Source organism: Xanthomonas sp. NCPPB 1325, assembly GCF_041477645.2.
GTDB classification, from domain to species: domain Bacteria; phylum Pseudomonadota; class Gammaproteobacteria; order Xanthomonadales; family Xanthomonadaceae; genus Xanthomonas; species Xanthomonas cannabis.
On sequence record NZ_CM192985.1, the window covers coordinates 538,966 to 562,754 of the forward strand.

Sequence of the window (23,789 nt, forward strand, 5' to 3'; positions counted from 1 at the left end):
CTGTGCGTCGGGCCACATTGCGTTGGGCAACGTATCGCACTGCGATGGACGGCCAGTCGCCGTACCGATCTGTCCTGCTTGAACGTGGCTTGGCAACTGCATGTGCGCTACGACCGATGAATGGGAATGCGTCGGGCGTTGCAGATCGCTCACCGCGTACAGTCCATGCGGCGCGCCATGGTCGCGGTGATCACAACGCGCACCGTGTCGGCCGCTGCCAGTCAGAATTCAATCGCGCCGACGCGTGCAGCCGGGCATGAAAAAGCCGGCCACCCACTGGCCGGCTTTTGGTTGCACCCGTCACACCTCAGCGCGCACCCATTGCCACCTTCTGCTGCTCCTCGCGGACCTGGTGCTGCTGCGCCTGACCGGCCAGCAGCTGCGCGCTGGTCTGCTCCAGCGGCGGCGCAGGCTGGTTCAGATCCACCGCCGCACGGAAACCCGGCGTGGTGCCCATGACGAACGCCTTGCCGTCCTGCACCGTCACGCTCTGCAGCTTGTCTGCGCTGTCGATGCCGTTCTGCTTGGCCTGCAGCGTGACATGGGCGGCCGCATCGTTGGAGATCATGCTCGGCAGCCTGCTGCGGATTGCGTTGTGCAATGCATGGTCCGGATGCGACGCATCGGTGAGCGAGGGCCCGGTCGGCGCTGCAACCGGGGCCTGCCGTGCGGGCGCCTGCGTGTGTGCCGGCACAGCCGACAACGCCGCCTGCGTGTTGCGGCCAACGATCCCGTCCTGCTGCAGCCCATGCTGCTTCTGGAATGCCATCACCGCCTCGCGCGTGTTGTCGCCAAAGCGCCCATCCTCGGCAAGCCGATTGCCCTGCGCATCGCGCACGCCAAGGCGGTTGAGGTCCTGCTGCAGCGACTGTACCTGGTTCCCGCGAACCCCATGTTTAAGTGGGTTGTGAGAGGTGTCATCACTCGGACCCTGGTGACTTTGCGACACATTTGCTGTTGCCTGAGCGCGCTCTGCGGTGGACTCGGCCATGCCATGCAGCGGGGCACGCACCTGAAATTCAGCTTTAGGAGTCAACGCACCAACGATACGCGTACCGCCGCCATCCCAGTATCCGCCAGGAGTGATTGTGACCTCAGCTGGCCCTGTGCTGCCCTGGGAGCCGATGAACTGGATATTTCCCTTTGCGTCGTAGCCCTTGAAGATGCCTACATGCTGCCCCTGCGACGACGAGAACATCAAAATGTCGCCCTGATGTAAAGACCCATGCGGCTTGCGTGCATCTGCGGCCGACGTGACGTCGAAATGTTCGCGCGCATACGACGTGATGTTGTTACCGTTGAACAGTTTGGCGGTCGTAAAAGCAGCAGCATTGTCGCCGGGCACGTCGTATCCAGCATTTTTGAGTCCCCGCCAGACGAAGGCGGAGCAATCCACTCCCCGCCGTCCATCGCCGTCGGCATCGCGCTCTAGTCGGCTGCTGTCTCGGCCGGGGCGCGGATTGTCCGGACGCCCATACTCATATTTCTGGCTTCCGCCAAGGAAGTACTGATGCGCCTCGTTATAAACGGCAGCACCACCAGCTCCCGCAGCCTGGCCGGCAGAGGGAGCTTGCTTGGCTTGTGTGATGGATGATTGCGTTTGTACAGGCGCCGTTGTTGGTGTGTGGGAAGGTTGCTGGACTGTCTCTACTTCGCCTGCGCGCCAGCCCTCGAAACGTCGAATGCCATCTGCAAGCACTTCGCGTTCGCGTACGCTCATCTGTCCAATAGTTTTCGCGCGCAGGTCCACGCCATGTCGATCGCCCTCCGCAAAAATCGCGGCGGCCTGCTCTTTGTGGTGTGTCTTGCCACTATAGTCAGTGGTCGAATAACTGGGCAGCATCTCCTCGACAGTTTTTTCCGCGAAGCGGCGCTCCAGTAGCTGAATTTTGGCTGCTCGGCCGGCTTCGTAGCTTTCGAAGACAGCATTGCCCCACTGGTCCAGGCCAGCCACGCCCTGGTAACGGCCTTGCGCGTCGTGGAGTGCCTGTTCGCGGGTGCGTTTGCTATGAACGGTCGTATCGGCACTCCCGGCGAATTCAAACTTGAGATTGCCAGGGTTGTTGTTACGCCAAGATACAGTGCCTCCCGAGCGTGTAATGATGCTGCCGTCGTCCATCTCCAGCGTACGCGTCTTGCCTACGCTACTGACCACGCGGGTAATTTTGGGATCCGACATGAGCTGTTCCTTTGCTGATTGATTGTTCGAACCTGGTGCGGACTACATGAGTCACAGTCCGTTCGAAAATACATCGAGTGCGTCCGCACTCACCCATCCTTGCGCGCAATTGCCAACGTATTGTCCCGGTGCTGCTGCACGGCAGCTCTCGCCACGTGCAGGCTTGATCTGCTTGATTGGCCTGTCGCTATAGGTGTTGCACAACGGGTTGTTCTTGCACTTTGCAATGGTATCCGCCGGAATTGCAGCAACGTAGTAATAACGCGGGTTCTGCCCAGCGCGGCCGATCGCCTGCACGCAGACAAGCTGGCCTTGCGCCAACCTTGCGGTAGTTGATGCGCTGCTGCCGGTGGCAGGCACGACATCTAACAGGTCTACTCCGTTGGCCTGGGCTATGCCGGCAAAGAATCCCTCATCGCCACAATCGGGCGAAAATTCCACATCATAAAAGTCGCCCTTGTCGACGTTGCCTGCTATGCATCCTTTTGCGGCCTTCGTATCCGCGCAGGTAACATGGGTGGCCTGTATCAGCGCGCCGAGCCGGTCGTTGACCTGTGATGCTGAAGGTGTATTGCTTTTCGCGGGTGCTACGGGCGTCGCTGCAGGGGGGGCAGATTCGCCGGCCACGCAGGCGCTCAGTGCGAGCAATAAACCGGGAAGTACCGCACTGCGGAAAGCAGGCAACATGCGGAAGAAGTGACTTGACTGAGCCATCGCAACCTCGTTGGGCAGGAGAGCACGCCATTGCGGCGAGCGGGGTAAGCTAAATTAGATACGACTGCGTGCAGTGGTCGTCATAAGGTTTCACGAATACCGCCGGCCTGGCCTCAGCTGGCCGGCGATGGACCAATATCACGCTGAGTGTTTCAGCGCGCCAGTCATGACAGCGTCAGCGTAGTACGACCCCATGCCCCGTTTGACCTGGGGCAAACCATCAATCGACCGAAATCCCCGCCAGCCGCTGCAGTGCTTCGGCATATTTCGCGCGGGTGCGATCGATCACGTCAGCCGGCAGGCTGGGGCCGGGTGCGGTCTTGCCCCAGTCCAGGGTTTCCAGATAGTCGCGCACGAACTGCTTGTCGTAGCTCGGCGGGCTGGTGCCCACTTCGTACTGGTCGGCCGGCCAGTAGCGCGACGAGTCCGGGGTCAGCATCTCGTCCATGATGTAGAGGCGGCCATCGGCATCGGTGCCGAACTCGAACTTGGTGTCGGCCAGCAGGATGCCGCGTTCGGCGGCAAAATCAGCCGCAAAACGGTAGATGCGCAAGGTGGCATCGCGTACGCGTTCGGCCAGTTCGGCGCCCACCGTTTTGACCATCGCATCGAAGTCGATGTTCTCGTCATGGTCGCCGACCGCTGCCTTGGTCGATGGGGTGAAGATCGGTTCGGGCAGTTTTTCGGCCTGGCGCAGGCCGTCGGGCAATTCGATGCCGCTGATCTTGCCGGTGCGCTGGTAGTCCTTCCAGCCGCTGCCGATGAGATAGCCGCGCGCGATCGCTTCCACCGGCACCGGCTTGAGCTTGCGCGTCACCACGGCACGCTTGGCGTACAGGGCCGGGTCCACACCGTCGGGCAGCACCTGCTCGACGCTGATGTCCACCAGGTGGTTGGGCATCAGGTGGTCGGTCTTGTGGAACCAGAAGTTGGACACCTGGCACAGCATCTCGCCCTTGCCCGGAATCGGATCCGGCAGCACCACATCGAAGGCGGACAGGCGGTCGGTGGCCACCATCAACAGGTAGTCGCCCGGGGGGGCGTCGGCGGGCAGGCGGTCGCGCGGAATATCGAAGACATCGCGGACCTTGCCACGGTGACGCAACGGCAGGCCGGGCAGATCGGATTGCAACAGCGTGGTCGACACAGGCACTCCTAAGGACGTCGCTATGACGCTGTCCCCGGGACCCGGCGGGCCCGCGGGTGGGCAGCGGGCCGCGTAGTGTACGGCGCTTCGTGGCGCCCTGCTGGGATTTGTCGGACGGCTCTGCGTAATGGCTGTAGAGGCCCGTCAGCCAGGCCGGACGGGCGTTCGGGTAAGATCGCCAACCCGCCTTCCCCACGCCGATCGCCCATGTCCTGGTACGGAAAACTGCTCGGCGCACTGGCCGGCGCCTTGCTGTTCCGTGGCGCGCCGTTCGTGGGACTGATGATCGGCCTGGCCATCGGCCACGCGGTGGATGCCGGCTGGTTCAAGCGGCGTGCGGAAAACCCGTATGAGGCCCTCGGACTGGAGCCGGACGCGACCACGGCCGAGATCGACCTGGCCTATCGGCGGCTGATGTCGCGCTATCACCCGGACAAGGTGGCCAACGCCGAGCCGGAAGCGCGCCGCCAGGCGGAGAAAAAGGCCAGCCAGATCAATGCCGCCTACGATCGTATCCAGCGGATGCGCAAGCGCTGATCGCATGGCGCGTGGTTGTGTGTGGGTACCGCCAGAGCGGTGTGAAACGTGAGTGGGGAAGTCGAGTCGCCGATGGGTCGGCCGTACCTTCATCCCAGCCCCCGCTGCGTGCCACGGCCCGCGCTTGCGGCGGCGGCGCTCCAAGGCACACGCGCCAGTGGCGCGTGTGCCTTCTCACCCCCGGCGGAAGAGGGGCCTGGCGCGATACGCAGAAGTAATGCGTGATTCGCAGGTCTGGCCAGGACATCAAGCCGTGTTGCACGGCGCAGCTAGCGCTGGCCGGAAAACAGCACTGCGAGTCAGCAATCAGAACTTGTACGTCGCCGTCAGCCGCACCGCGTTGGTGGAAAAGTCCGTATCGGTGCGACGCAGATCGGTGCCGGCCGGATTGACACGCAGGAACGGGTTGGTCGCCGGCGCGGTGCCCGGCCCAACGCGCACCCGGGTGTCTTCGTCCTGCAGCCGCGTAAACAGGTATTCCACGCCTACCGACACGTTGTCGCTCAAGCGACGCTGCAGGCCAACACCGGCCTGGTAGCCATTGGCGCTGTCGCCGCCGCTACCGGTGAAGCTGTTGGCGGTGTTGCTGCTGACGAAACTGTGATCGAACTCGCCGCGGGCCGCGCCGGCGGTGAAATACGCCAGGTAGTCGCCCTGCTCGCCGAACGCATAGCCGATCCGGCCGCGCAGCGCGGCGGTGCGATTGAGCTGGCGGGTGAAGGTGTACAGCGCAGGCGTCGTGCTGAAGGCGCTGACGCTGTCGCGGATGTCGTTGCGGGTGTACTCGGCCACCACGCCGTAGACCCAGTTGCCGACCTGCCAGTCGTAGCCCAGCCGCGCACCGTACTCGGCACCGCCCTTGTCCTTGCTGCAGCCGCTGGCCGGCGTGCGGCCGGCGGCCGCCCCGCCGCAGAAGCCCGGAGAAAACGCATCGGCACCGGTGGCGGTGCTGACCTGATCGCCGTCACGGCCATCCAGATTGGTATCGAAGCCAAAACGGCCGCCGGAGACGCCGGCCGGATCGGCACCGCCGACATTGGCGCCGATGGAGAAGCCGGACCAGTCGGCCGGGCCGGATTGCGCCCAGGCCGATGGCGCAAGGGCCAGCAGGACGATGGCAGCGGAGGCGAGCGGGGTGGTTTTCATGAAGTCTCCTCAAGTCGGGCGCGGCGCGCCGGTCAAGGGCATACGCAGCAGAGCCCGCCACGGATGCACGCCTTTCCTCGCCGGGGCCGGGTTGCGACAATGCGGTTTCCGTCTTCCTACGAGCTACCCATGCAATCGACGGCGATCGCCCCGTCCATCCTGTCCGCCGATTTCGCCCGTCTTGGCGAGGAAGTGAACAACGTCCTGAAGGCCGGCGCCGACTGGGTGCACTTCGATGTGATGGACAACCACTACGTGCCCAATCTCACCATCGGCCCGATGGTCTGCCAGGCGCTGCGCAAGCACGGCATTACCGCCCCGATCGACGTGCACCTGATGGTCGAGCCGGTGGACCGCATCGTGCCGGACTTCGCCGAGGCCGGCGCCACCACCATCAGCTTCCACCCCGAAGCCAGCCGCCACGTGCACCGCACCATCCAGCTGATCAAGGCGCACGGCTGCCAGGCCGGACTGGTGCTCAACCCGGCCACGCCGGTGGATATCCTGGACTGGGTGCTGCCGGAGCTGGATCTGGTGCTGGTGATGTCGGTCAACCCGGGCTTCGGCGGGCAGGCCTTCATTCCGTCGGCGCTGGACAAGCTGCGTGCCATCCGGAGCAAGATCGACGCCACCGGCAAGCCGATCCGGCTCGAAATCGACGGCGGGGTCAAGGCCGACAACATCGGCGCGATTGCCGCGGCCGGTGCCGACACCTTCGTGGCCGGCTCGGCGATCTTCAACGCACCCGACTATGCCCAGGTGATCGCACAGATGCGCGCGGCCGTGGACGCGGCGCGATGAGCCAGCCCGCGCCGCAGATCCGCCGTGCCACGCCCGCGGATGTTCCCCTGTTGCACGAGTTGATCACCGCACTGGCGGTCTACGAACGCGAGCCGGAAGCGGTGACGGCCACTCAGGACGATCTGCACGCCAGCCTGTTCAGCGACGGCGCCACCGCGCACGCAGTGATCTGCGAGCAGGACGGCCAGGCGCTGGGTTTTGCGGTGTATTTCTTCAATTATTCGACCTGGCTGGGTCGCAACGGCCTGTATCTGGAAGACCTGTTCGTGCGCCCGCAGGCGCGCGGGCGGGGTGCCGGGCTTGCGCTGTTGCGGCATCTGGCGCAACTGGCCGTGCAGCGCGGCTGCGGGCGTTTCGAGTGGTCGGTGCTCGACTGGAACCAGCCGGCCATCGACTTCTACCAGGCGGCCGGCGCCCGCCCGATGGACGGTTGGACCGTGTACCGGCTCGATGGCGAACGCCTGGCCGCGTTTGCCGCCGGCGCCTGAGCGCAGCGGTCGATTCGGCGAGGAACGTCGGGCCATTACGCCGGAGCGCAGATCTGGCTTCAGCCGCAAAGTGGGGCGCGCCAGTGGCTGAACGACCTGGGCGAGCGGCAGGTGTCGGCGCAATCGAGCGCCGACATTGCATTGTCGCGAGCGCTGGACGTCACAGCCGGCCTGAACCTGTGACTTTCGGCCGGTTGACCTCGCATGGGGTGGCCTTTCAGCATCGGAGTCCCCATGCGCGCCACCGATGCCAGATGAACGCCTTCTATACCCGTTGTGTCGCCACCGTGTTGGGTGGCGTCGGCCTGCTCGCTGGGCCGGGCCTGCTGCAGGCCGCGCCGGCCGCGGTCTCCACGGACGCTGCGGTCGCCGCACCCTTGCAGTGGACCAGGCTCACCATTCGTCAGTCCTCTGGCGTGCGCGCATTCGTGCCGGCCCGCCTGAACGGACAGCCGTTTTCGTTGATGCTGCATTCGCTGGCGTCGTTCTACATGCAGACCACGCACGCCAATGCGGCCCGGGCGGAGATCGCGCTGGAGGGTGAAAAGCGCACGTTCGGCATCGAATCCGAAGGCAAGGTCAGCGCGCTCGGCCGCCAATACGGGCACGCCAACGAGATCTCGGTTGGCAACGACGTGGCCCGGAACAAGCGTGTCGAAATCTTCGAAGTGCTGCAGAACGCTGCGGACGGCAAACTCAAGGACGGCATGCTTGGCAGCCTGTGGTTGCACGACCGCGGCGCCATCATCGATTACGGGCGCCGGCAACTGGCCGTCCCCGCAAGCGCCGCGGCCGCTCAGGCGTTCGATGCCGGCCTGGTCAAGGCCGGCTACAGGCAGCACGCCATGCACTGGGATGACCAAGGCAAGCTCTATTACGTGCTTGCGTCCATCAACGGAGTGCCGGCGAAAATGCTGGTCAGTACGGTGGCAGGTGATGCCGTGGACGCAACGTTGAAGGACAGGTACCGGCTTACCCTCAAGGTCCGGCCCGAACAGCAGGCCGGGCCGGCGGGCGCGGTTGTCCCGGTCTTTGACGTTGTCGGCCCGACAACGCTGACCGTCGACGGCACGCATTTGCGCCCGGCTCCCCTGCAGGCGTGGGATCGCAATGCCTACGATTCATCCCACGCCGAATCACGCTACGACGGTGTGCTCGCGTCGGGCCTGATGTTCAAGAATGACGCCGTCATCGACTTCAAGACCGGCCATATCTTCTTCAAGTAGGCCTGTTGGCCGGCCCGGTGGCCACAAAAGGAAGGCCGCCCCATCGGAGCGGCCTTCAAGAAAATTGGAGGCTGATCCTGCCTCCGCCCGTCGTCCCTGCTATGGACTTCTATCTTCCGGGTCAGCCATGACATGGCAATGACAGCCGGGCGACATCACGTATTCACGATCCCCAGTGTGGCGCGCTGCTAGCCTGCGCCAATCACCCTTACAGCATCGGCAGCGCGCATGGCCCCGTCCCACTGGCGTCTGATCCTCAACGGCAAGTCCACCGACAATCTGGACCTGCGTGAGGCGGTGGGAACGCTGCGCAAGCGCGGTCTGCAGCTCGAGGTCCGGGTCACCTGGGAAAACGGTGATGCCGAGCGCTATGTCGCCGAGGCCGTGGCCGACGGCGTGCAGACGGTGATCGCCGCCGGTGGCGACGGCACGCTCAGCGAAGTGGCTGCCGCCCTGGCGCATCACGACGCCGACGCGGCCACCCTGCCATCGCTGGGCCTGGTGCCCCTGGGCACCGCCAACGACTTCGCCACGGCGGCCATGATTCCCATCGAACCCTTCGAGGCGCTCAGCCTGATCGCCGAGCGCCCGGCACAGGCGATCGACCTGCTACGCCTGGACACCGCGCACGGCCCGCATTGGTGCGCCAACGTCGCCAGCGGCGGCTTCGGCACCCAGGTCACCGTGGAAACCGACGAAGGTCTGAAGAAGATGCTCGGCGGGCTGGCCTACCTGATCACCGGCATGTCGCGACTGGGCCGGATCGACCCGATCAGCGCCCGCTTCAGCGGCCCGGACTTTGAATGGGACGGCGAATTCATCGCGCTGGGCCTGGGCAACGGGCGCCAGGCCGGCGGCGGCCAGGCGCTGTGCCCGGAGGCCTTGATCGACGACGGCTTGCTGGATGTCACCATCGTCCCAGCCCTCAACGGCGAAGTGGCCGCCACCCTCGGCACCCTGGTCACCGGCGGCAAGCAGGCGGCCCTGGAACGCGTGGCCGTGCGCGCCCGCGTGCCGTGGCTGGAGATCGCGTCCCACCAACCGCTGACCCTGAACCTGGACGGCGAACCGGAAACCTCGCTGCATTTCCGCATCGCCTGCGTCCCGGCGCGGTTGCGGATGCATTTGCCTGCCGATTGTCCGTTGGTCGGGGGTTGAGTGCCGGGAATCGGGAATCGGGAATCGGGAATCGTAAGAGCGTGATCGGCCTGCGCTGATGTGTCGCCCGGTCGATGCATGCGCGCGAACGGGCAGCGCCACGCCATCCCACGATCAAGGCCAGCTGGCTTCGGACAGTCGCACTTAAATCGATCACCTCCGGCAAAGCGAATAGCTGCGTCACAAGCTGAGCAACGGCGGCACACGCGAAGTGTCTGCATTACAAGCGCCGCAACGACCAGCACGCGGCCCTAAGCCCCTCTCCCGCCGGGAGAGGGGTTGGGGTGAGGGTCCCTGCGCCGACATTGGCGCCGCCATCACGGCCCATGCTCCAAAGCAAACCGCTCCTGCAGCGCCACATACACACACCCCGACACACGCTGCCCGCGTCCGACGTCAGCCAATGCGCAAGCCCACACAACCCCGGCCCGCCTTCGCAATTCCCACCGCTTTGGCCCCGGCCTGCTGCCCTGGGCCGACACTTGCGCTACAGTACCCGCGTGTCCCGCCTGACGACCCCACGCTCCTTCTCTTCCGCTCGCCGCTGGTGGCGATGGTGGCCCGTTGCCGTCGTCCGCCCCGCCACAGAGTCCCGAAAGGAAAGTCGTCTTGATCACTGCAGAGCAGTTCCAGCGCCAGGCCGCTGAAGGTCACACCCGTATCCCCGTTGTCCGCGAAGTGCTGTCCGACCTGGACACGCCGCTCTCGGTCTATCTCAAACTCGCCGACGGCGCCTACACCTACCTGTTCGAATCGGTCGAAGGCGGTGAGCGCTTCGGGCGCTACTCCATCATCGGCCTGCCGGCGCGGCGCGTGTACAGCTTCCGCGGCCACACGCTGGAAGTCAGCGAGCACGGCGAAGTCATCGAGACCCGTGAGGTCGCCGACCCGCTGGCCGAAGTCGATGCCTTGCGCGCCGAGCATTCGGTACCGCAACTCGATGGCCTGCCCGGTTTCACCGGCGGGCTGGTGGGCTGGTTCGGCTTCGAATGCATCCAGTACATCGAGCCGCGGCTGGGCAGCGGCGACAAACCCGACGAGCTCGGCACGCCCGACATCCTGCTGATGCTCTCCGAAGAGCTGGCGGTGTTCGACAACCTCAAGGACCGGCTGTACCTGATCGTGCACGCCGACCCGCGCCAGCCGCAGGCCTATGTGCGCGCCAACCGGCGTCTGGACGAACTGGCACATCGCCTGCGTCAGGGCGGCGCCGGCTATCCGCAGGCGCAGATTTCCGATGCCATCGACGAATCGGATTTCCATTCCTCGTTTACCCGCGAGGAGTACCACGCGGTGGTGCGCAAGGCGCAGGAATACGTGCGCGCCGGGGACATCTTCCAGGTGGTGCCATCGCAGCGGCTGCGCGTGCCGTTCCGCGCGCGCCCGGTGGATGTGTATCGCGCGCTGCGTGCGTTGAATCCCTCGCCGTACATGTATTTTCTCGACGTCGGTGGCACCCAGGTGGTCGGCTCCTCGCCGGAAATCCTGGCGCGCCTGCGCGATGGCGTGGTGACCGTACGCCCGATCGCCGGCACTCGCCCGCGCGGTGCTACGCCGGAGCTGGACAAGGCACTGGAAGCCGAACTGCTGGCCGACCCCAAAGAGCGCGCCGAGCACGTGATGCTGATCGATCTGGGCCGCAACGATGTGGGCCGCGTCGCCGAACCTGGCACGGTCAAGGTGGGCGAGCAGTTCGTGATCGAACGCTATAGCCACGTCATGCATATCGTCAGCGAGGTCACCGGCACGCTCAAGGCCGGCCTGAATTACAGCGACGTGCTGCGCGCCACGTTCCCGGCCGGCACCGTCAGCGGCGCGCCCAAAATTCGCGCGCTGGAAATCATCCGCGAGCTGGAGCCGGTCAAGCGCAACGTGTACTCCGGCGCGGTCGGTTACATCGGCTGGCACGGCGATGCCGACACCGCCATCGCCATCCGCACCGCGGTGATCCAGGACGGCTATCTGTATGTGCAGGCCGGCGGCGGGGTGGTCTACGACTCCGACCCGGACCTGGAATGGCAGGAGACGATGAACAAGGGCCGCGCCCTGTTCCGCGCCGTCGCCCAGGCCGCCAAGGGCCTGTGATGGACGGGCAGGGTAGTGGAGCGCGCATCAGTTTCCGCAACGACTACAGCGAAGGCGCGCATCCGCGTCTGCTGCAGGCGGTGGCGCAGGCCAGCGCCGAGCAGCACGCCGGTTACGGCATCGATCGGCTGAGCGCACGTGCTGTAGAGTTGATACGCACTGCCGTTGCGCAACCGCACGCGGATGTGCATCTGCTGGTCGGTGGCACGCAGACCAACCTGATTGCGATCAGCGCGTTCCTGCGCCCGCATCAGGCGGTGATTGCGGTGGAGGCCGGGCACATCGCCACGCACGAAACTGGCGCCATCGAAGCCACCGGCCACAAGGTGCTCACCGTGCCTGCGCTGCACGACAAGCTGACGCCTGCATTGATCGCGCCGGTGCTGGAGGTGCACAGCAACGAGCACATGGTGCAGCCGCGCCTGGTCTATATTTCCGACAGCACCGAAAGCGGCACCATCTACACGCATGCCGAACTCGACGCGCTGTCGCGGTTCTGCCGCGCAAACGATCTGCTGCTGTACCTGGACGGCGCGCGCCTGGGTGCCGCGCTGACTGCCAACGGCAACGATCTGGATCTGCCCACCATTGCCGCACTGACCGATGCGTTCTACATCGGCGGCACCAAGAATGGCGCGCTGCTCGGCGAAGCACTGGTCATCGTCAATCCCGCATTGCAGGCCGATCTGCGTTACCTGATCAAACAGCGTGGCGCATTGCTGGCCAAGGGTATGGTGCTCGGTTCGCAATTCGCAGCGTTGTTCGAAGACGGCTTGTTCTTCGAACTGGCCGCGCACGCCAACGCCATGGCGCAACGCCTGCGCGCGGGACTGCTGGCCGCTGGCGCGCAGTTCACCAGCGACTCGCCGACCAATCAACAGTTCATCGCCGTCAGCGCGCAACACACTACGCAGCTGGCACAACGCTACGACTTCGAGCGCTGGGAAGTGCGCGCCGACGGCAGCCACGTGATCCGCTTCGTGACGTCATGGGCCACCACGCCCGAAGCGGTGGATCGCCTATGTGCGGATGTTGCAGCTCTGCTGCGGGATCCTGCCGTGCAGGGCCATGACTAGACATCAAGGAGGACGACAATGAAAAAGATCATCGCTTGGACGCTTGCCGCTGCCCTGATCCTGCCCGCCGTGGGCGCAGCGCAGATCAATACCTTGCCATCGCAGCCGCATTTGCTGGTGAAAGGTCAGGCGTTCCGCACGGTGGACCCGGATCGCTTCATCATCGACCTTAAGGTCAGCAAGACCGATCCGCAGCCCGATCTGGCGCGCAAGTTCGTTGAAGACCGTGCACGGGTTGTTCTGGATGGATTGCAGCGAAATCACGTACTCAAAGATTCGCTTTATGCATCCGCGCTGACGATTGCCCCGCAATCGCGTTACGAGGCAGGCAAGTCCGTCTTCGAAGGGACCAGGGTAGAGCGCAAGATCCGCGGCACCTTTACCTCGTTGAAGGATGTACGTGCCTTTCTCGGCGGCTTGGACGCCACTGCGTCCGTGCAGGTGCTGTCGATGCAGACCGCCTACGGTGATGCCGCCGCATTGCGCGCTGAGCTCAAGCGCGAAGCTGCCGCGCAGTCGCGCGAATCCGCCCAAGGGCTCGCCGCCGCCTATGGCGTGCGCCTTGGCGGGATCTACAGCATTTCCGATGTCGCCCCCAGCTTTGCCTACGGCGTCGAAGCAGGCACCTGGTCGGCCCCCAATGCGCCAAGGCCGGGCTCGGTGGTGTCTCCGCCATCTCCACCGGCCCCACCGCCGCCGCCCGCTCCAAGCGCGGGTGCGCAGGGCATTGGCGAAAGTCTGCTGACCGGCACCATTACCTATACCGAAAACATCTATGCGGTCTTCCTGATCGCGCAATGAGTCCTTTGCCATGCTGCTGATGCTCGATAACTTGCATTGTAGTGCGGTATGATCCAATGCGATCCGGGATAGCCTTTTATTTCAATTCTTTTCAAGCATTTCTTGTCCAGCGGGATCCGCTTGGATCCATCGTAATCCAGTGAATTTGCGGGTATCGTAGCGGGTATCAACTGGACGATACCCGCACATGTCGCTGACCGACGCAAAAATCCGAACTGCCAAGCCTGGCATCAAGCCAGTCAAGTTGACTTACGGCGGAGGTCTTTACCTTGAGGTGCGGCCCACAGGGGCCAAGTTGTGGCGCTATCGCTACCGTATCGCCGGCAAGGAAAACGTCTATGCCATGGGCGAGTATCCGGAGATATCGCTGGCAGCTGCGCGCGCCGAGCATGACAAAGCGCGCGCGTTGGTTAAGCAAGGGCTTCATCCCTCCCATAGCCGCCAGGCCGAGCGGCTGTCTAACCAGGCAGCGAATGCCAATACGTTCGAGACAATTGCTAAGGAATGGATTTCGAATAAGTCTGGAAGCTGGACACCGTACTATCAGCGCCAGGTTGAAAACTTCCTTGCCGCGGATGTCTTTCCTCAAATCGGTAGGCTGCCGATTCGTACCGTGACGGCAGCGCACCTCCTTGAGATCATCAGGCGAGTGGAGCAGCGTGGAGCCTCTACCGTGGCCTTGCTAGTAAGGCAGTGGTCTTCGGCGATCTTTCGCTATGCGGTGGCTACGCTTCGTGCAGACAACGATCCTGCAGCTGCTTTGAGGGGCGCGATCCATCGCCCCAAGGTAGAACACCACAGGCCTCTGTCGCGGGAGCAGATCGTGCATTTCGGTGCGACGCTGGAAAAGTACGGTGGCTATCGCACTACAGTCATTGCCCTGCGACTGATGTTGTTGACCTTCGTTCGTACGGTTGAACTGCGTAACGCGCAGTGGTCCGAAATCGATCTTGATCAGGCGATCTGGCGGATCCCTGCAGAACGCATGAAGATGCGTGAGCCGCATATCGTCCCGCTGTCCAAGCAGGCTGTCGAGCTGCTGAAGGAACTGCAAACGTACACGGGGGGGCGTGGCTTCCTATTTCCTAACTACCGAACGCCCAAGGAGTCCATGACGGCTACCACGCTGAATCGTGCGCTTGAACGGATGGGGTTCAATGGAAAAGATAGTATCGGCTTCTCCGCCCACGGTTTTCGCGCGACCGCATCGACGTTCTTGAATGAAATGGGTTTTCGGCCAGATGTCATCGAGCGACAGCTTGCGCATGCCGAGCGGAATAAGGTTCGGGCAAGCTACAACCAAGCCGAATACATGCACGAACGAGAAATAATGATGCAGAAATGGGCGGAATTTCTTGACAATCCGACTGAAAAAATAAAGCAAGTAGTCAATGCTCCAAGTGTGTTTGAGGTGGTTTCAAGGCTTGGGAACCCATAAAAGGGGCGTTGGACTCCCAACTTAGATGCTACTCAAAATCGGAGAGACATCGGTCTCTCTAGTTGGCCAGTCCGCCCGGGTATTTCCAAGCGGCGACTACATCTACATCCAGCCACCGCCGCAACTCACTTCCTGTGCCGAAGTTTGCGCCGGTGTCGGTGACCACTTTAATTGCGGCCAGCCGCGAGTTGAAGCCCGCTTGGATAAGGATCGATGCGGAGCGACTGAGGGTGCCAGTTACGACCGCCGGCACGGCGAGGCCAAGCTCATGGTCTTCTAGACTCAAGCCATTGGTCCCTACCGTGTCGCCATTTGCGCTAGCGCGGACTCTGATTGCTTCCATAGCCCAAGGGAGCCGGTATATCAGGCCTCCTTCAATAAACTGAAGTACTTCCGATGGGATCTCCTCAAATAGGGAGATGAGAGGCTGGCCAAGCAACCAAAATCGCAGGATGCCTCTCCAGTTCGCCGGCAACGGGTCGGGTATAAACGGATAAAATGCAAATACACGCTCGGCGATGCTGGTGATGGAGCTGATCGCGATTTCGGAATCACCCGCGAGGATTGCACTATTAGCCTGGATGAGAAGCATGTTGACTTCTGAGACAATGGTGTCGAGGGCGAGACCAGTGGTCAAACCAACGCCTGCCAAAAAGTAGCCGCTACGTTGGGCTGCGGTCGAATTGTTCCAGATCAGCCGGCTGCGAGACGAAAGACCCGCCTTCAACAACCGTTGTAGTTCAGGTTCCAGACGCAGCAGGCGTCGTTGCCATAGTGAAGATTGGAGGATGTCGTCCAGAGCTGCCTCAATCCCTTCATCTGGAATGTCGCTCTCCCCGATGAGGCTGAGGATGGCTGTATCGAGCGTCGCAATGTGCCGCTCCCAATCTTCCATGGCATGCGTACGGTCCTCCGGCTTTTCATTTACTATCTCGGGGAATGTCCAGGCTGCGGTGTTGTTGACCACATTATCAACTAACTGATTGATGTCACCTCCTATACGGGCACTCATTCGCGTCAGCAACTCCACGACCAGCAGGACAAGACCGCTTTCCATATTCCGCGCGCGAAGATCCGTGACAAGTGCGTCCCAGGCAACTCTCTTTCTTTGGGCGTCCTCGAACATTGGAAAGAGCACTACGCCTTCGATGTCGACATAAGCCCGTCCGGCACGACCGATAACGTTCTTGAATTCGCTGATTTCGATCAGCTCTCCCGCGCGGTGCAGGGAGTGCATGATGACGGCAGTAGCGGATAGGTTAAGGCCCTGCGCCAAGGTCGGAGAGGAGATTGTCACTTTTAGGACATTCTCGCGTAGTAAACGTTCGATCTCCTTACGGTAAGCCGTAGGCAGCGCGCCGTGATGAAGGGCGACGCCGAGCCTTAGGCATTTAATGATGGGGTTTTTTGAGCCAAGCCATTCCTCGCCCAGTGCGATTGCGGTGTTCAGTACATTCGGATTGGCATCAAGCAACGAGCGCAGGGCGCCGCGCTCATGCAGATCAACGATGACGTCAGCGTATGGTTCGACGCTGCGGCGTTCTGGACAGAAGATCAGCACCGTTTGACCGTCATCGACAAGCCGCCAAGCAGTGGCAAGGCAGAGTTCACGCTGGTTCTTAGGAAATAGCTGTAAGCGACGGCGCTTGGGCGGAGTCCAGTTGGGAGGGGCGGCGCCAGTGAGGAACCTTTGGACCCAGGGTCGTTCTTCACCGACTTGTAGGTTGAGCCGAGCATTGGGCGATGTCCATACGACCTCACCGAAGCGTAAGCGGGTTGGGCGCCAATCATTCTTGATCAGCCCGCCGGGATGATCGCGACGTAGCCACGCGGCAAAGTCATCGAGTTGATCCCCATCCGGAAGGATAGCCGATAAGCATACGATTCGACGCTCCGATGCGTCGGCGCGGCGCAGGAGCCGCTGAATCTGTACTTCGTAGCGGACCTCACGTTCATTGAGGCCGATCATGTGCCCTTCGTCGAAGACCAGAAGGCCGACGTCATCGAATCGGCGTTGCTCATCCCGCGCTGTGTTTAAGCAGCGCCTCGCCGATACTCATACAGCTTCCGCGAGGTCCTCGTGTCGACTCCCCGTAAACTTGATCCAGCCATAACCAGAGGTCTCCGGGCACACTAGCCACCGAGAAGACCAACGATGCGCAAGAGCAAGTTTACCGAGAGCCAGATTGTCGCCACGCTGAAGCAGGTCGAGGCGGCCGCCAGGTCAAAGATGTGTGCCGTGAGCTGGGTATTTCCGACGCGACGTACTACGTCTGGAAGTCCAAGTACGGTGGCATGGAGGCAGCTGATGTGCAGCGCCTTCGCGACCTGGAGACCGAGCACAGCAAGCTCAAACGCATGTATGCCGAGCTCGCGATGGAAAACCATGCACTCAAAGATGTCATCGCAAAGAAGCTGTAGACCCGGCGGACAAGCGCCCGCTTCTTGCCGGGCTCGTCGAGCAGCATGGCTGGAGCGAGCCATGGCCTGTGCAGTCGTTGGCGTGGCTCGCTCGACAGCGCGCTATCGGCGTCGTCCCGACCGCGACGAGGAGGTCATTGTGCTGTTGTTCGAATTGGCTGAGCGTTTTCCCGAGCGCGGCTTTGGAAAGCTCTTTCAGATCATCTGCCGCCGCGTGCATGTGCGGAATCACAAGGGCTCTGGCGCGTGTATTGCCTGATCAGCGTCGTCGCAGCAGGCGCCGGGTCCGGTGCGTCATCCACAGCCGCTGGCATGCGCACAGCGGCCCAATTCCGCATGATCGATCGACTTCATGTCCGATGCATTGTGGGACGGTCGGCGTCTTCGCGCCTCCAAATGTCATTGACGATTTCAGTCGGGAGGCCTTGGCGATCGAAGTGGACTTGAATCTTCCGGCCGCCCGCGTCGTCCACACCTTGGAACGCATCGTGGCCTGGCGCGGCTACCCCGGCAAACTTCGTTTGGACAATGGACCGGAGTTTGTCGCATTGGCCTTGGCCGAGTGGACCGAGCGCAAGGCATCGCCTTGGACTTCATCGAGCCGGGGCGTCCAATGCAAAACGGTTTTATCGAACGCTTCAACGGCAGCTACCGGCGCGGCGTGCTGGACATGCATCTGTTCCGCACGCTGAGCGAGGTTCGCGAACAGACCGAACACTGGCTGGCCGACTACAACCACCAGATACCGCACGACAGCCTGGGCGGGCTAACACTCTCCGAGTTCCGTGATCAACATCAACCGCAGACCTGTAGTTTGGCTGGCACTGAATTGCGGGGAGTCGACAGGCTCAGCAGGAATTCGAGGCCGCTATTGAGGTTGAGGGGGTGGTCACCGCAGGGAAGAAGCGCGAACCGTCGGTCTCGCGCAACAAAGGCTGGCTCAGTGACCGGGACCTCCAGGAGGTCAACGTGCTACTGGAGCGGCTCAGCGAGGTCACTAGTCAGCCCAAAGCCGAAGGCCGGAATCGACTCGCGAGTCTTGCGTTCGCACTCGTGCCGACGAAGGCGCAGCCAAAGCGACGCGGTACACAGGGCACCAGTCCCCAGCAAATGAGAAAAAGCTCATATCTCAGTGCGAGGTCGGATCTCGGTGCGAGATCGAGAGAGGCACAATCGTCGCCCCGCCACGCCTGCGCTATTCATAGAGCCATTCGACGCGGTGCTGAAGGGGGCAGATGTACCCGCCGACTTTGGCAACCTGGTAGGTACTGCTGTTCAGCCGCATAGCAAAACGCCGCCCGGAGGCGGCGCCTTGCTGACTGAAAGTCACTTCAAATTCAACCGGATGCGGATGACACAGGCTGTGTTATGGACGCCGACCCGTTGTGCTCACCCGGATGTGAGTCGCGACCGTTCCGTCCTACCCGTCGGTAGGTGCCAGTTCCCACCCAGCATTTTCACCGCTGGGGGAAAGCGGATTATCGTCGCCGGCAGCGGTGGGCAGGTCGGCCGGGGCGAGGGAGTAGCTATACAGCTCGTGCAGCACCTGTTGCATCGGTGTGTAGTAGACGATAGAACGGCCTTCAGGCTCGCCAGAGGAAATGATTCCGATCAGATGCCGGTCGTAGGTGACGACTGGTCCGCCAGAGTCGCCGTTGTCAAGACTATTGAGCTCGGATGCGTGAGCAGTGCTGATGTGCTGATAACTCGGTCTCCAAATTCCAGGCGTGAGAGAGAAGCCGTTCCACACGCATCGGACGCCGGTGCGCCAACCGCTGGTGCAGAACTGCCCGTCGGGCGCGTTCGACCACCCCGTTACAGCAAGGCGCGCCTCCCGCCCTGCGCGCGGCATGAAGACCTGATTGTTCGCGCGGGGGGTATAGGACTGGATCGGATTGCAAAAGGCTGCGCTGCTGTGGGAGGCGCAGTACAACACCGCGGTCTGATCCTGCTGGGGCGATACCCGCACAAGCTCAATGTCCGAGGTAGCCGACTGCCACACGACGTTGCCGATGGAGTCAGTACCCACGTGGATACTTGCGTACATGGGCGCGCAGTGCTTAGCCAGCACGATCCATCGCGTTGCACGTTGGTAAGACGTCAACCTGTGGAAGATGCTTGTGGGCACCAACACGGCCCCCACGGTGCATGATCCAAAGGGAGTGCTGACTTTCGAGCCGGAGATCACCGGAAGCACCGCGCGGTCGGGATTTCGAGGTGCCACGACGCCCGGGGTTTGTGCCGTGGCGATCGAGGATGCGAGCGTGGTGACGATGGCAAATGCGAGGACTGCCACATGCTTTGGCAGTGGTGAGGTTTTCATCAGTGATAGGGTTCTTTCAGGGATGTCGTGGAGGGGAGCGGTCGTTCGGAAACGCCCATTCGCGCGTTAATAGAGTGGCGGTGTTCGGATGGTGGATAGGCCCGAAACGGTGAGCGTAGCCATCCTTGGTTCCATCAACTTGCTGGACGATGGTCGTCCCCGACTGCCACTTTCGTAGTTTTCTTGCGAGGATGGGATCATCGACGGTGCCGCCCACACCGCATGGCTTGGCTACGAACTGCAGGGTCTCGGAACGAAGGGTCGAGCCGTGCGATGTTTGTCGATAGCGCTGCCGCACAAAACGAGCGAGCGGACTCAGTAGGGTAGCGCGTTGCACCATAAGGCTGCGCAGGCCTTTGGTGCGTGCGTACCACAGATGTCGGTAGATGCGTTCGAGCAGGTAATCAAATACGCGCTGCCACTGTTCATCGGGTTATGGCGGCTCAGCAATAGGGTCGATGTCGCGGCACAAGTGATCGCGCTTCCGGAGTTGGAGGGGCTGCGCTATGACTTTCAGCATGATGTCGAGCGCGCCGTGCTGATCTTGATGCGTGGTGCCCGCTGCTGAGTGGCTTTTTTCAATTCCAGCGATGGTCCTGGCGACTGCTAGTGTGGCGTTCCGTCGATAACTTTGCAGAGCCGTTCGATCTTGGCGAGGATCGAGTCGGCGGTCGCAGTCCATTTGAACTGTCGCGGGTTTTGGTTGTAGTGCTCGACGAAGGCGTTGATCTTGCGTTTCAGATCGGCCACAGAATCGAAGGAGTCGCGCCTGATCGCCCGCTGGGTGATCAGGACGAACCAGCGTTCGACCTGATTGAGCCAGGAGCTGTAGGTCGGCGTGTAGTGGGTGTGGTAGCGCGGCCGTTTGGCCAGCCATGCCTTGATCCTGGCGTGTTTGTGGGTGGCATAGTTGTCGCAGATCAGATGGACGTGCAGATCCTTCGGCACCTGCGTGTCCACACCTCGCAAGAACGAGAGAAACTCCTGATGTCGGTCTGGGGCTTGCGCTGGGTGATGACCTGCCGTTGGCGATGTCTAGCGCGGCAAACAGGGTCACCGTGCCGTGGTGCACATAGTCATGCGTGATGCCTTCGACGTATCCCAGCCCCATCGGCAGTACCGGCCGGGTGCGCTCCAAGGCCTGTACTTGACTCTTCTCGCCCACGCACGGCACCAACGCATCATCCGGCGGGTTGAGATACAGACCGACGATGTCGCGCACCTTCTCGATGAAGAACGGATCGGTGGAGAGCTGGAAGCTCTTGGAGCGATGCGGCTGCGGGTCGAACCGCGTCATGTGGCGGTGGACGGTGGTGGTGGAAAGTCCTGTTTCGACCGCCAGCGTGCGGCGTGACCAGTGGGTGTTGCGGTTCGGCTTGCGCGTTAAGGCGGGTTGACCAGTTCCGCCACCTTTTCATCACTGGTCGTGCGCGGCCGACCGGGCTTGAGTTCGTTGGGCAGGCCGGCAATGTCGCGCTTGGGATAACGTGTACGCCACAACGTGACTGTCGGGCGGCTCACTCCATAGCGATGCGTGATCGTCGTCTGCGGTTCGCCGTCGGCCATGCGAAGGATAATCTGTGCACGGCGCGACAAGGCCGCCGGCAAACTTTGCGAGCGTGGCCATTGACTCCAGTTGCAAATGATCGTCGGTGCCGACAACCAACGGTTTGGCGGGTCGTCCCATGAGCGAGCGATCCAGCTTCCAAAGGTCATCCTTGGGCAACGCTAGATAAGAAAAGTTACATGCGGAACGCCGCACTGGAGTAAGAGCGGCTAACAAAACCCAGGAAGCACGCGTAAGCAGATGATGGAGGATGCAAGCGAGAGCAACGCTAAGTGGATATCGATGCGGCGTTCGAAGCGGATACGCAGCTTGCCCATCCCGGCGAACCAAGCGTGCGTACGCTCCACGACCCAGCGATGCTGGCCCAGACGGTCGTTGCTTTCGATGCCCTTGCGTGCAATCCGCGCAATGATGCCGCGCTGCTTGAGGGCGTTGCGGCAACGGTCGATGTCGTAGGCCTTGTCGGCATGCAGTTTGCCTGGCCAGCGTCGCGCAAGCCCTGGTTTTCCGCCGATTTCAGGCAATGCATCAAGCAACTCCTCGAAGACAACCGAGTCGTGTCGATTGGCACCGGTGACGCACGCAGCCAGCGGCACGCCGTTGCGATCGACGATCAGATGCCGTTTGCTGCCGAGTTTGCCGCGATTGGTTTAGCCCTGTATAAGAGCCCCCCGGGGGGAGGCCACGCTGGCGGCGTCCAGACTGCTCGGCTCATATCCAGCGTGTCGGCGCGGCGTAGCTCGGCCAGCAACACCTGATGGATGCGATGCCACACCCCGCCGACTTGCCAATCACGCAACCGCCGCCAGCAGGTCATGCCGCTCCCATAGCCAAGTTCCCCAGGCAGCTCTTCCCACGGAATACCTGTGCGCAGCACATAGATGATTTCATTGAGCGCCTGCTGATCATTGATACGAGGTCGTCCACCTCTTTGGGAAGCCTTGACCTGCGGAATCAGTGACTCGATGCGCTTCCACAGCGCAATTGGGATCTCGTTGCGACGTGTCATGCCGGCGATGATGCCGCCGGTTCAACAGAATTCAAGGGTTTTGTTTGCCGCTCTTATGCGGCCGACTATGCAGCATTCTAGCTACGGCCTGGACCCTCAAATGATCGTCATTGGAGGACGGTTTCCGTTCCCAGTGGCCGAGGCCTGGTGGCACGTTTGCAGATGCCGCGTGCGCCAAACCGTCACGGCCTGTATGCCCCAATGTCCGTGTCACAGCGCAGGGCGGCTGCTCTTTCAGACGAAATCCAGTACTTCGCTCACAGGCCGACGCGGCTTCTGCGGCCAGTTGCCAGATAGAGCCTTACCGATGGATAGCAACATGACCGGCACTTCGTCTTCAGCCAGTGCAAAGTCGCAGGCAACCGCATCGGCGTCAAAACCTATCATCGGTGTTGAGCCCAAGCCCAAAGCATGGGCCGCATAGATCAATGCCGTTGCACCAATGGCGCCGGTGCGAACTGCTTCGTCGCGCTGACGCTGTGGCTGCTCAGAATATAGGACGCGTGCGGCGCCTTCCCAACCTGCCACCATCTGCGCAGACATGATTCCCGCTGCCTCCGCCGGCTCTAAGCGCTGCCGCAGCAAGCTGTAATCGATTAACTGTCCGCAGATGATGAAGGTCACGGCAGCATCTGTGATCTTGGGCTGATCCCACGAAATCTTGCGCAGCCGCGCCTTGGCTTCTGGCGTGCGAACGGCGACGAAGCGCCAGTTCTGGAAATTGAAGGAGGTGGGTGCAGTGGTGGCGATGCCAACCAACTCTCGAATTTGTTCGTCGCTCAACGTCGCTGCTGGGTCGTACAGATTGGTCGTCGCACGGCTCAAGAGGGAGTCGATGACAGAGTTGCTCATATTGATTCCTGTGCTGTAGTCGATAAGTGCTGGTTTGATGGTGCTCTCCCCAAGAGCCTAGCTGCGGGTCCCAATAGATAGAACGTTTTTATCTGGGAACATCTGTGTTGGAAAAGCGAGGAATTTGGTATTCGCTTTCTCTTGAGCAAAGGTAAGCGACGATAGCATTTCAGGCCCACCCGATACGCCCAATTTTTTTGCCTAATTATCTCAATTTTCTTGACTGATAGCGGGCGCACGCCATACTCATGCGATGAGCGACGAACTTGCAACCCACCTAGACATTGCCCTGCGCCATGCGTCGGTAGGGGCGCATAACACACTTATTTTGCAGGGCCCGCAGGGGCGGCTTCTGCGCCATATCGCCCAACCTCAGGGTGCATTGGGGCGCATTCGACAGGCGGTCGGGTGGGTCAGGGAGCACTATAACGTACCCTTTCGCATCGAGTCGCTGTGCAGTGCCAGCGGCATGAGCCGGGCAAGTCTGCATCGCCATTTTCTGGAAATTACTGGACTAAGTCCGCTTCAGTATCAAAAGCAGCTTCGCTTGCAGGAGGCTCGAAGATTGCTTCTTTCAGGAGAGCGTATTGCGTCTGACATCGCATTTGCCGTTGGCTACGAAAGCGCATCCCAGTTCAGTCGAGAGTATCCTTGGCAGTTTGGCACACCACCAGCGCGTGATGCTCGGAAAAATCGACAAGAATCCCAGTCTTAGGTGGATATTTAAACGCCTTTCCGATATCGTGTACATTGCGCCTCGGAAAATTTTTGATAACCAGAGCGATACTAATGGCCCTGTTGTCTGAAGTGGCGGGACAATT

18 protein-coding genes and 3 pseudogenes are annotated in these 23,789 nt (G+C 61.8%); 12 read left to right on the forward strand and 9 right to left on the reverse strand.

Features of this window, described 5'->3' with window-relative positions:
- Positions 1-307: 307 nt before the first annotated feature.
- The 3 genes from ACCQ10_RS02285 to ACCQ10_RS02295 all read right to left on the reverse strand — a co-directional run bounded on the left by ACCQ10_RS02285 (position 308) and on the right by ACCQ10_RS02295 (position 4,040).
- On the reverse strand, positions 308-2,179 hold the full coding sequence (locus ACCQ10_RS02285; protein WP_372362071.1) for a C40 family peptidase: 1,872 nt from the start codon (positions 2,177-2,179) through the stop codon (positions 308-310).
- A gap of 51 nt (positions 2,180-2,230) precedes the next feature.
- Positions 2,231-2,893: a hypothetical protein gene (locus ACCQ10_RS02290; protein WP_372362072.1), complete on the reverse strand. Its 663-nt coding sequence runs from the start codon at positions 2,891-2,893 to the stop codon at positions 2,231-2,233.
- A 220-nt stretch (positions 2,894-3,113) separates the two neighbouring features.
- Positions 3,114-4,040 (reverse strand): phosphoribosylaminoimidazolesuccinocarboxamide synthase, encoded by a 927-nt coding sequence (locus tag ACCQ10_RS02295; RefSeq protein WP_372362073.1) that lies wholly within the window; start codon positions 4,038-4,040, stop codon positions 3,114-3,116.
- Between the two features lie 207 nt (positions 4,041-4,247).
- Between ACCQ10_RS02295 and ACCQ10_RS02300 the strand changes: the two genes are divergently transcribed.
- Positions 4,248-4,577 carry a J domain-containing protein gene (locus ACCQ10_RS02300; RefSeq protein ID WP_039412744.1) on the forward strand — a complete coding sequence of 110 codons (330 nt, stop codon included), beginning with the start codon at positions 4,248-4,250 and terminating at the stop codon, positions 4,575-4,577.
- A 306-nt stretch (positions 4,578-4,883) separates the two neighbouring features.
- Here ACCQ10_RS02300 and ACCQ10_RS02305 read toward each other — a convergent pair whose 3' ends face one another.
- The gene (locus tag ACCQ10_RS02305) at positions 4,884-5,723 is read right to left on the reverse strand and encodes an outer membrane protein (RefSeq protein ID WP_047693976.1); all 840 of its coding nucleotides are present in this window, start codon (positions 5,721-5,723) and stop codon (positions 4,884-4,886) included.
- A gap of 129 nt (positions 5,724-5,852) precedes the next feature.
- Between ACCQ10_RS02305 and rpe the strand changes: the two genes are divergently transcribed.
- The 8 genes from rpe to ACCQ10_RS02345 all read left to right on the forward strand — a co-directional run bounded on the left by rpe (position 5,853) and on the right by ACCQ10_RS02345 (position 14,796).
- Positions 5,853-6,524 (forward strand): ribulose-phosphate 3-epimerase, encoded by a 672-nt coding sequence (gene rpe, locus ACCQ10_RS02310; RefSeq protein ID WP_039412750.1) that lies wholly within the window; start codon positions 5,853-5,855, stop codon positions 6,522-6,524.
- A complete protein-coding gene (locus ACCQ10_RS02315) occupies positions 6,521-7,012 on the forward strand; it encodes a GNAT family N-acetyltransferase (RefSeq protein ID WP_372362074.1) in 492 nt (163 codons plus the stop codon). Before rpe ends, ACCQ10_RS02315 begins: the two co-directional genes overlap by 4 nt.
- Before the next feature lie 254 nt (positions 7,013-7,266).
- Positions 7,267-8,238 carry a hypothetical protein gene (locus ACCQ10_RS02320; RefSeq protein ID WP_372362075.1) on the forward strand — a complete coding sequence of 324 codons (972 nt, stop codon included), beginning with the start codon at positions 7,267-7,269 and terminating at the stop codon, positions 8,236-8,238.
- Positions 8,239-8,466: 228 nt separating this feature from the next.
- Entirely contained in the window at positions 8,467-9,396 is a 930-nt protein-coding gene (yegS, locus tag ACCQ10_RS02325) for a lipid kinase YegS (protein WP_372362076.1), read from the forward strand.
- 609 nt (positions 9,397-10,005) lie between these two features.
- Complete coding sequence (gene trpE / locus ACCQ10_RS02330; protein ID WP_104579296.1) at positions 10,006-11,481, forward strand: anthranilate synthase component I; 1,476 nt, start codon at positions 10,006-10,008, stop codon at positions 11,479-11,481.
- On the forward strand, positions 11,481-12,557 hold the full coding sequence (locus ACCQ10_RS02335; protein WP_372362077.1) for a threonine aldolase family protein: 1,077 nt from the start codon (positions 11,481-11,483) through the stop codon (positions 12,555-12,557). Before trpE ends, ACCQ10_RS02335 begins: the two co-directional genes overlap by 1 nt.
- 18 nt (positions 12,558-12,575) lie before the next feature.
- The gene (locus ACCQ10_RS02340) at positions 12,576-13,358 is read left to right on the forward strand and encodes an SIMPL domain-containing protein (RefSeq protein WP_372362078.1); all 783 of its coding nucleotides are present in this window, start codon (positions 12,576-12,578) and stop codon (positions 13,356-13,358) included.
- A gap of 187 nt (positions 13,359-13,545) precedes the next feature.
- On the forward strand, positions 13,546-14,796 hold the full coding sequence (locus tag ACCQ10_RS02345; protein ID WP_372362079.1) for a tyrosine-type recombinase/integrase: 1,251 nt from the start codon (positions 13,546-13,548) through the stop codon (positions 14,794-14,796).
- A 58-nt stretch (positions 14,797-14,854) separates the two neighbouring features.
- On the opposite strand, the gene ACCQ10_RS02350 is transcribed toward ACCQ10_RS02345, so the two are convergent.
- Positions 14,855-16,765: a helicase-related protein gene (locus ACCQ10_RS02350; RefSeq protein ID WP_372362080.1), complete on the reverse strand. Its 1,911-nt coding sequence runs from the start codon at positions 16,763-16,765 to the stop codon at positions 14,855-14,857.
- Between the two features lie 186 nt (positions 16,766-16,951).
- On the opposite strand from ACCQ10_RS02350, the pseudogene ACCQ10_RS02355 reads away from it, so the two are divergent.
- Positions 16,952-18,045, forward strand: a pseudogene (locus ACCQ10_RS02355) (IS3 family transposase).
- 592 nt (positions 18,046-18,637) lie between these two features.
- On the opposite strand, the gene ACCQ10_RS02360 reads toward ACCQ10_RS02355, so the two are convergent.
- Positions 18,638-19,540: a trypsin-like serine protease gene (locus tag ACCQ10_RS02360; protein WP_372362081.1), complete on the reverse strand. Its 903-nt coding sequence runs from the start codon at positions 19,538-19,540 to the stop codon at positions 18,638-18,640.
- Positions 19,541-19,916: 376 nt separating this feature from the next.
- On the opposite strand from ACCQ10_RS02360, the gene ACCQ10_RS02365 reads away from it, so the two are divergent.
- On the forward strand, positions 19,917-20,108 hold the full coding sequence (locus tag ACCQ10_RS02365; protein ID WP_372362082.1) for a hypothetical protein: 192 nt from the start codon (positions 19,917-19,919) through the stop codon (positions 20,106-20,108).
- Positions 20,109-20,146: 38 nt separating this feature from the next.
- Here the strand turns inward: ACCQ10_RS02365 and ACCQ10_RS02370 are convergent.
- The 3 genes and pseudogenes from ACCQ10_RS02370 to ACCQ10_RS02380 all read right to left on the reverse strand — a co-directional run bounded on the left by ACCQ10_RS02370 (position 20,147) and on the right by ACCQ10_RS02380 (position 22,968).
- Positions 20,147-21,227 (reverse strand): annotated as a pseudogene (locus tag ACCQ10_RS02370) (IS630 family transposase).
- An 89-nt stretch (positions 21,228-21,316) separates the two neighbouring features.
- Positions 21,317-22,116 (reverse strand): annotated as a pseudogene (locus ACCQ10_RS02375) (IS5 family transposase).
- Positions 22,117-22,350: 234 nt separating this feature from the next.
- Positions 22,351-22,968 (reverse strand): nitroreductase family protein, encoded by a 618-nt coding sequence (locus ACCQ10_RS02380; protein ID WP_372362083.1) that lies wholly within the window; start codon positions 22,966-22,968, stop codon positions 22,351-22,353.
- Positions 22,969-23,221: 253 nt separating this feature from the next.
- On the opposite strand from ACCQ10_RS02380, the gene ACCQ10_RS02385 reads away from it, so the two are divergent.
- On the forward strand, positions 23,222-23,683 hold the full coding sequence (locus ACCQ10_RS02385) for a helix-turn-helix domain-containing protein (RefSeq protein WP_372362084.1): 462 nt from the start codon (positions 23,222-23,224) through the stop codon (positions 23,681-23,683).
- The last annotated feature ends 106 nt before the right edge of the window (positions 23,684-23,789 follow it).

Bases quoted from the DNA above. Each gene is read 5' to 3' on its own strand.
- ACCQ10_RS02365 (WP_372362082.1), top strand. From the start codon at position 19,917: ATGTCGGTAGATGCGTTCGAGCAGGTAATCAAATACGCGCTGCCACTG.
- ACCQ10_RS02335 (WP_372362077.1), top strand. From the start codon at position 11,481: ATGGACGGGCAGGGTAGTGGAGCGCGCATCAGTTTCCGCAACGACTAC.
- ACCQ10_RS02315 (WP_372362074.1), top strand. From the start codon at position 6,521: ATGAGCCAGCCCGCGCCGCAGATCCGCCGTGCCACGCCCGCGGATGTT.
- ACCQ10_RS02285 (WP_372362071.1), bottom strand. From the start codon at position 2,179: ATGTCGGATCCCAAAATTACCCGCGTGGTCAGTAGCGTAGGCAAGACG.
- rpe (WP_039412750.1), top strand. From the start codon at position 5,853: ATGCAATCGACGGCGATCGCCCCGTCCATCCTGTCCGCCGATTTCGCC.
- ACCQ10_RS02345 (WP_372362079.1), top strand. From the start codon at position 13,546: ATGTCGCTGACCGACGCAAAAATCCGAACTGCCAAGCCTGGCATCAAG.
- ACCQ10_RS02290 (WP_372362072.1), bottom strand. From the start codon at position 2,893: ATGGCTCAGTCAAGTCACTTCTTCCGCATGTTGCCTGCTTTCCGCAGT.
- ACCQ10_RS02340 (WP_372362078.1), top strand. From the start codon at position 12,576: ATGAAAAAGATCATCGCTTGGACGCTTGCCGCTGCCCTGATCCTGCCC.
- ACCQ10_RS02350 (WP_372362080.1), bottom strand. From the start codon at position 16,765: ATGATCGGCCTCAATGAACGTGAGGTCCGCTACGAAGTACAGATTCAG.
- ACCQ10_RS02320 (WP_372362075.1), top strand. From the start codon at position 7,267: ATGAACGCCTTCTATACCCGTTGTGTCGCCACCGTGTTGGGTGGCGTC.
- ACCQ10_RS02380 (WP_372362083.1), bottom strand. From the start codon at position 22,968: ATGAGCAACTCTGTCATCGACTCCCTCTTGAGCCGTGCGACGACCAAT.
- ACCQ10_RS02360 (WP_372362081.1), bottom strand. From the start codon at position 19,540: ATGAAAACCTCACCACTGCCAAAGCATGTGGCAGTCCTCGCATTTGCC.
- ACCQ10_RS02305 (WP_047693976.1), bottom strand. From the start codon at position 5,723: ATGAAAACCACCCCGCTCGCCTCCGCTGCCATCGTCCTGCTGGCCCTT.
- ACCQ10_RS02385 (WP_372362084.1), top strand. From the start codon at position 23,222: ATGAGCGACGAACTTGCAACCCACCTAGACATTGCCCTGCGCCATGCG.
- ACCQ10_RS02300 (WP_039412744.1), top strand. From the start codon at position 4,248: ATGTCCTGGTACGGAAAACTGCTCGGCGCACTGGCCGGCGCCTTGCTG.
- yegS (WP_372362076.1), top strand. From the start codon at position 8,467: ATGGCCCCGTCCCACTGGCGTCTGATCCTCAACGGCAAGTCCACCGAC.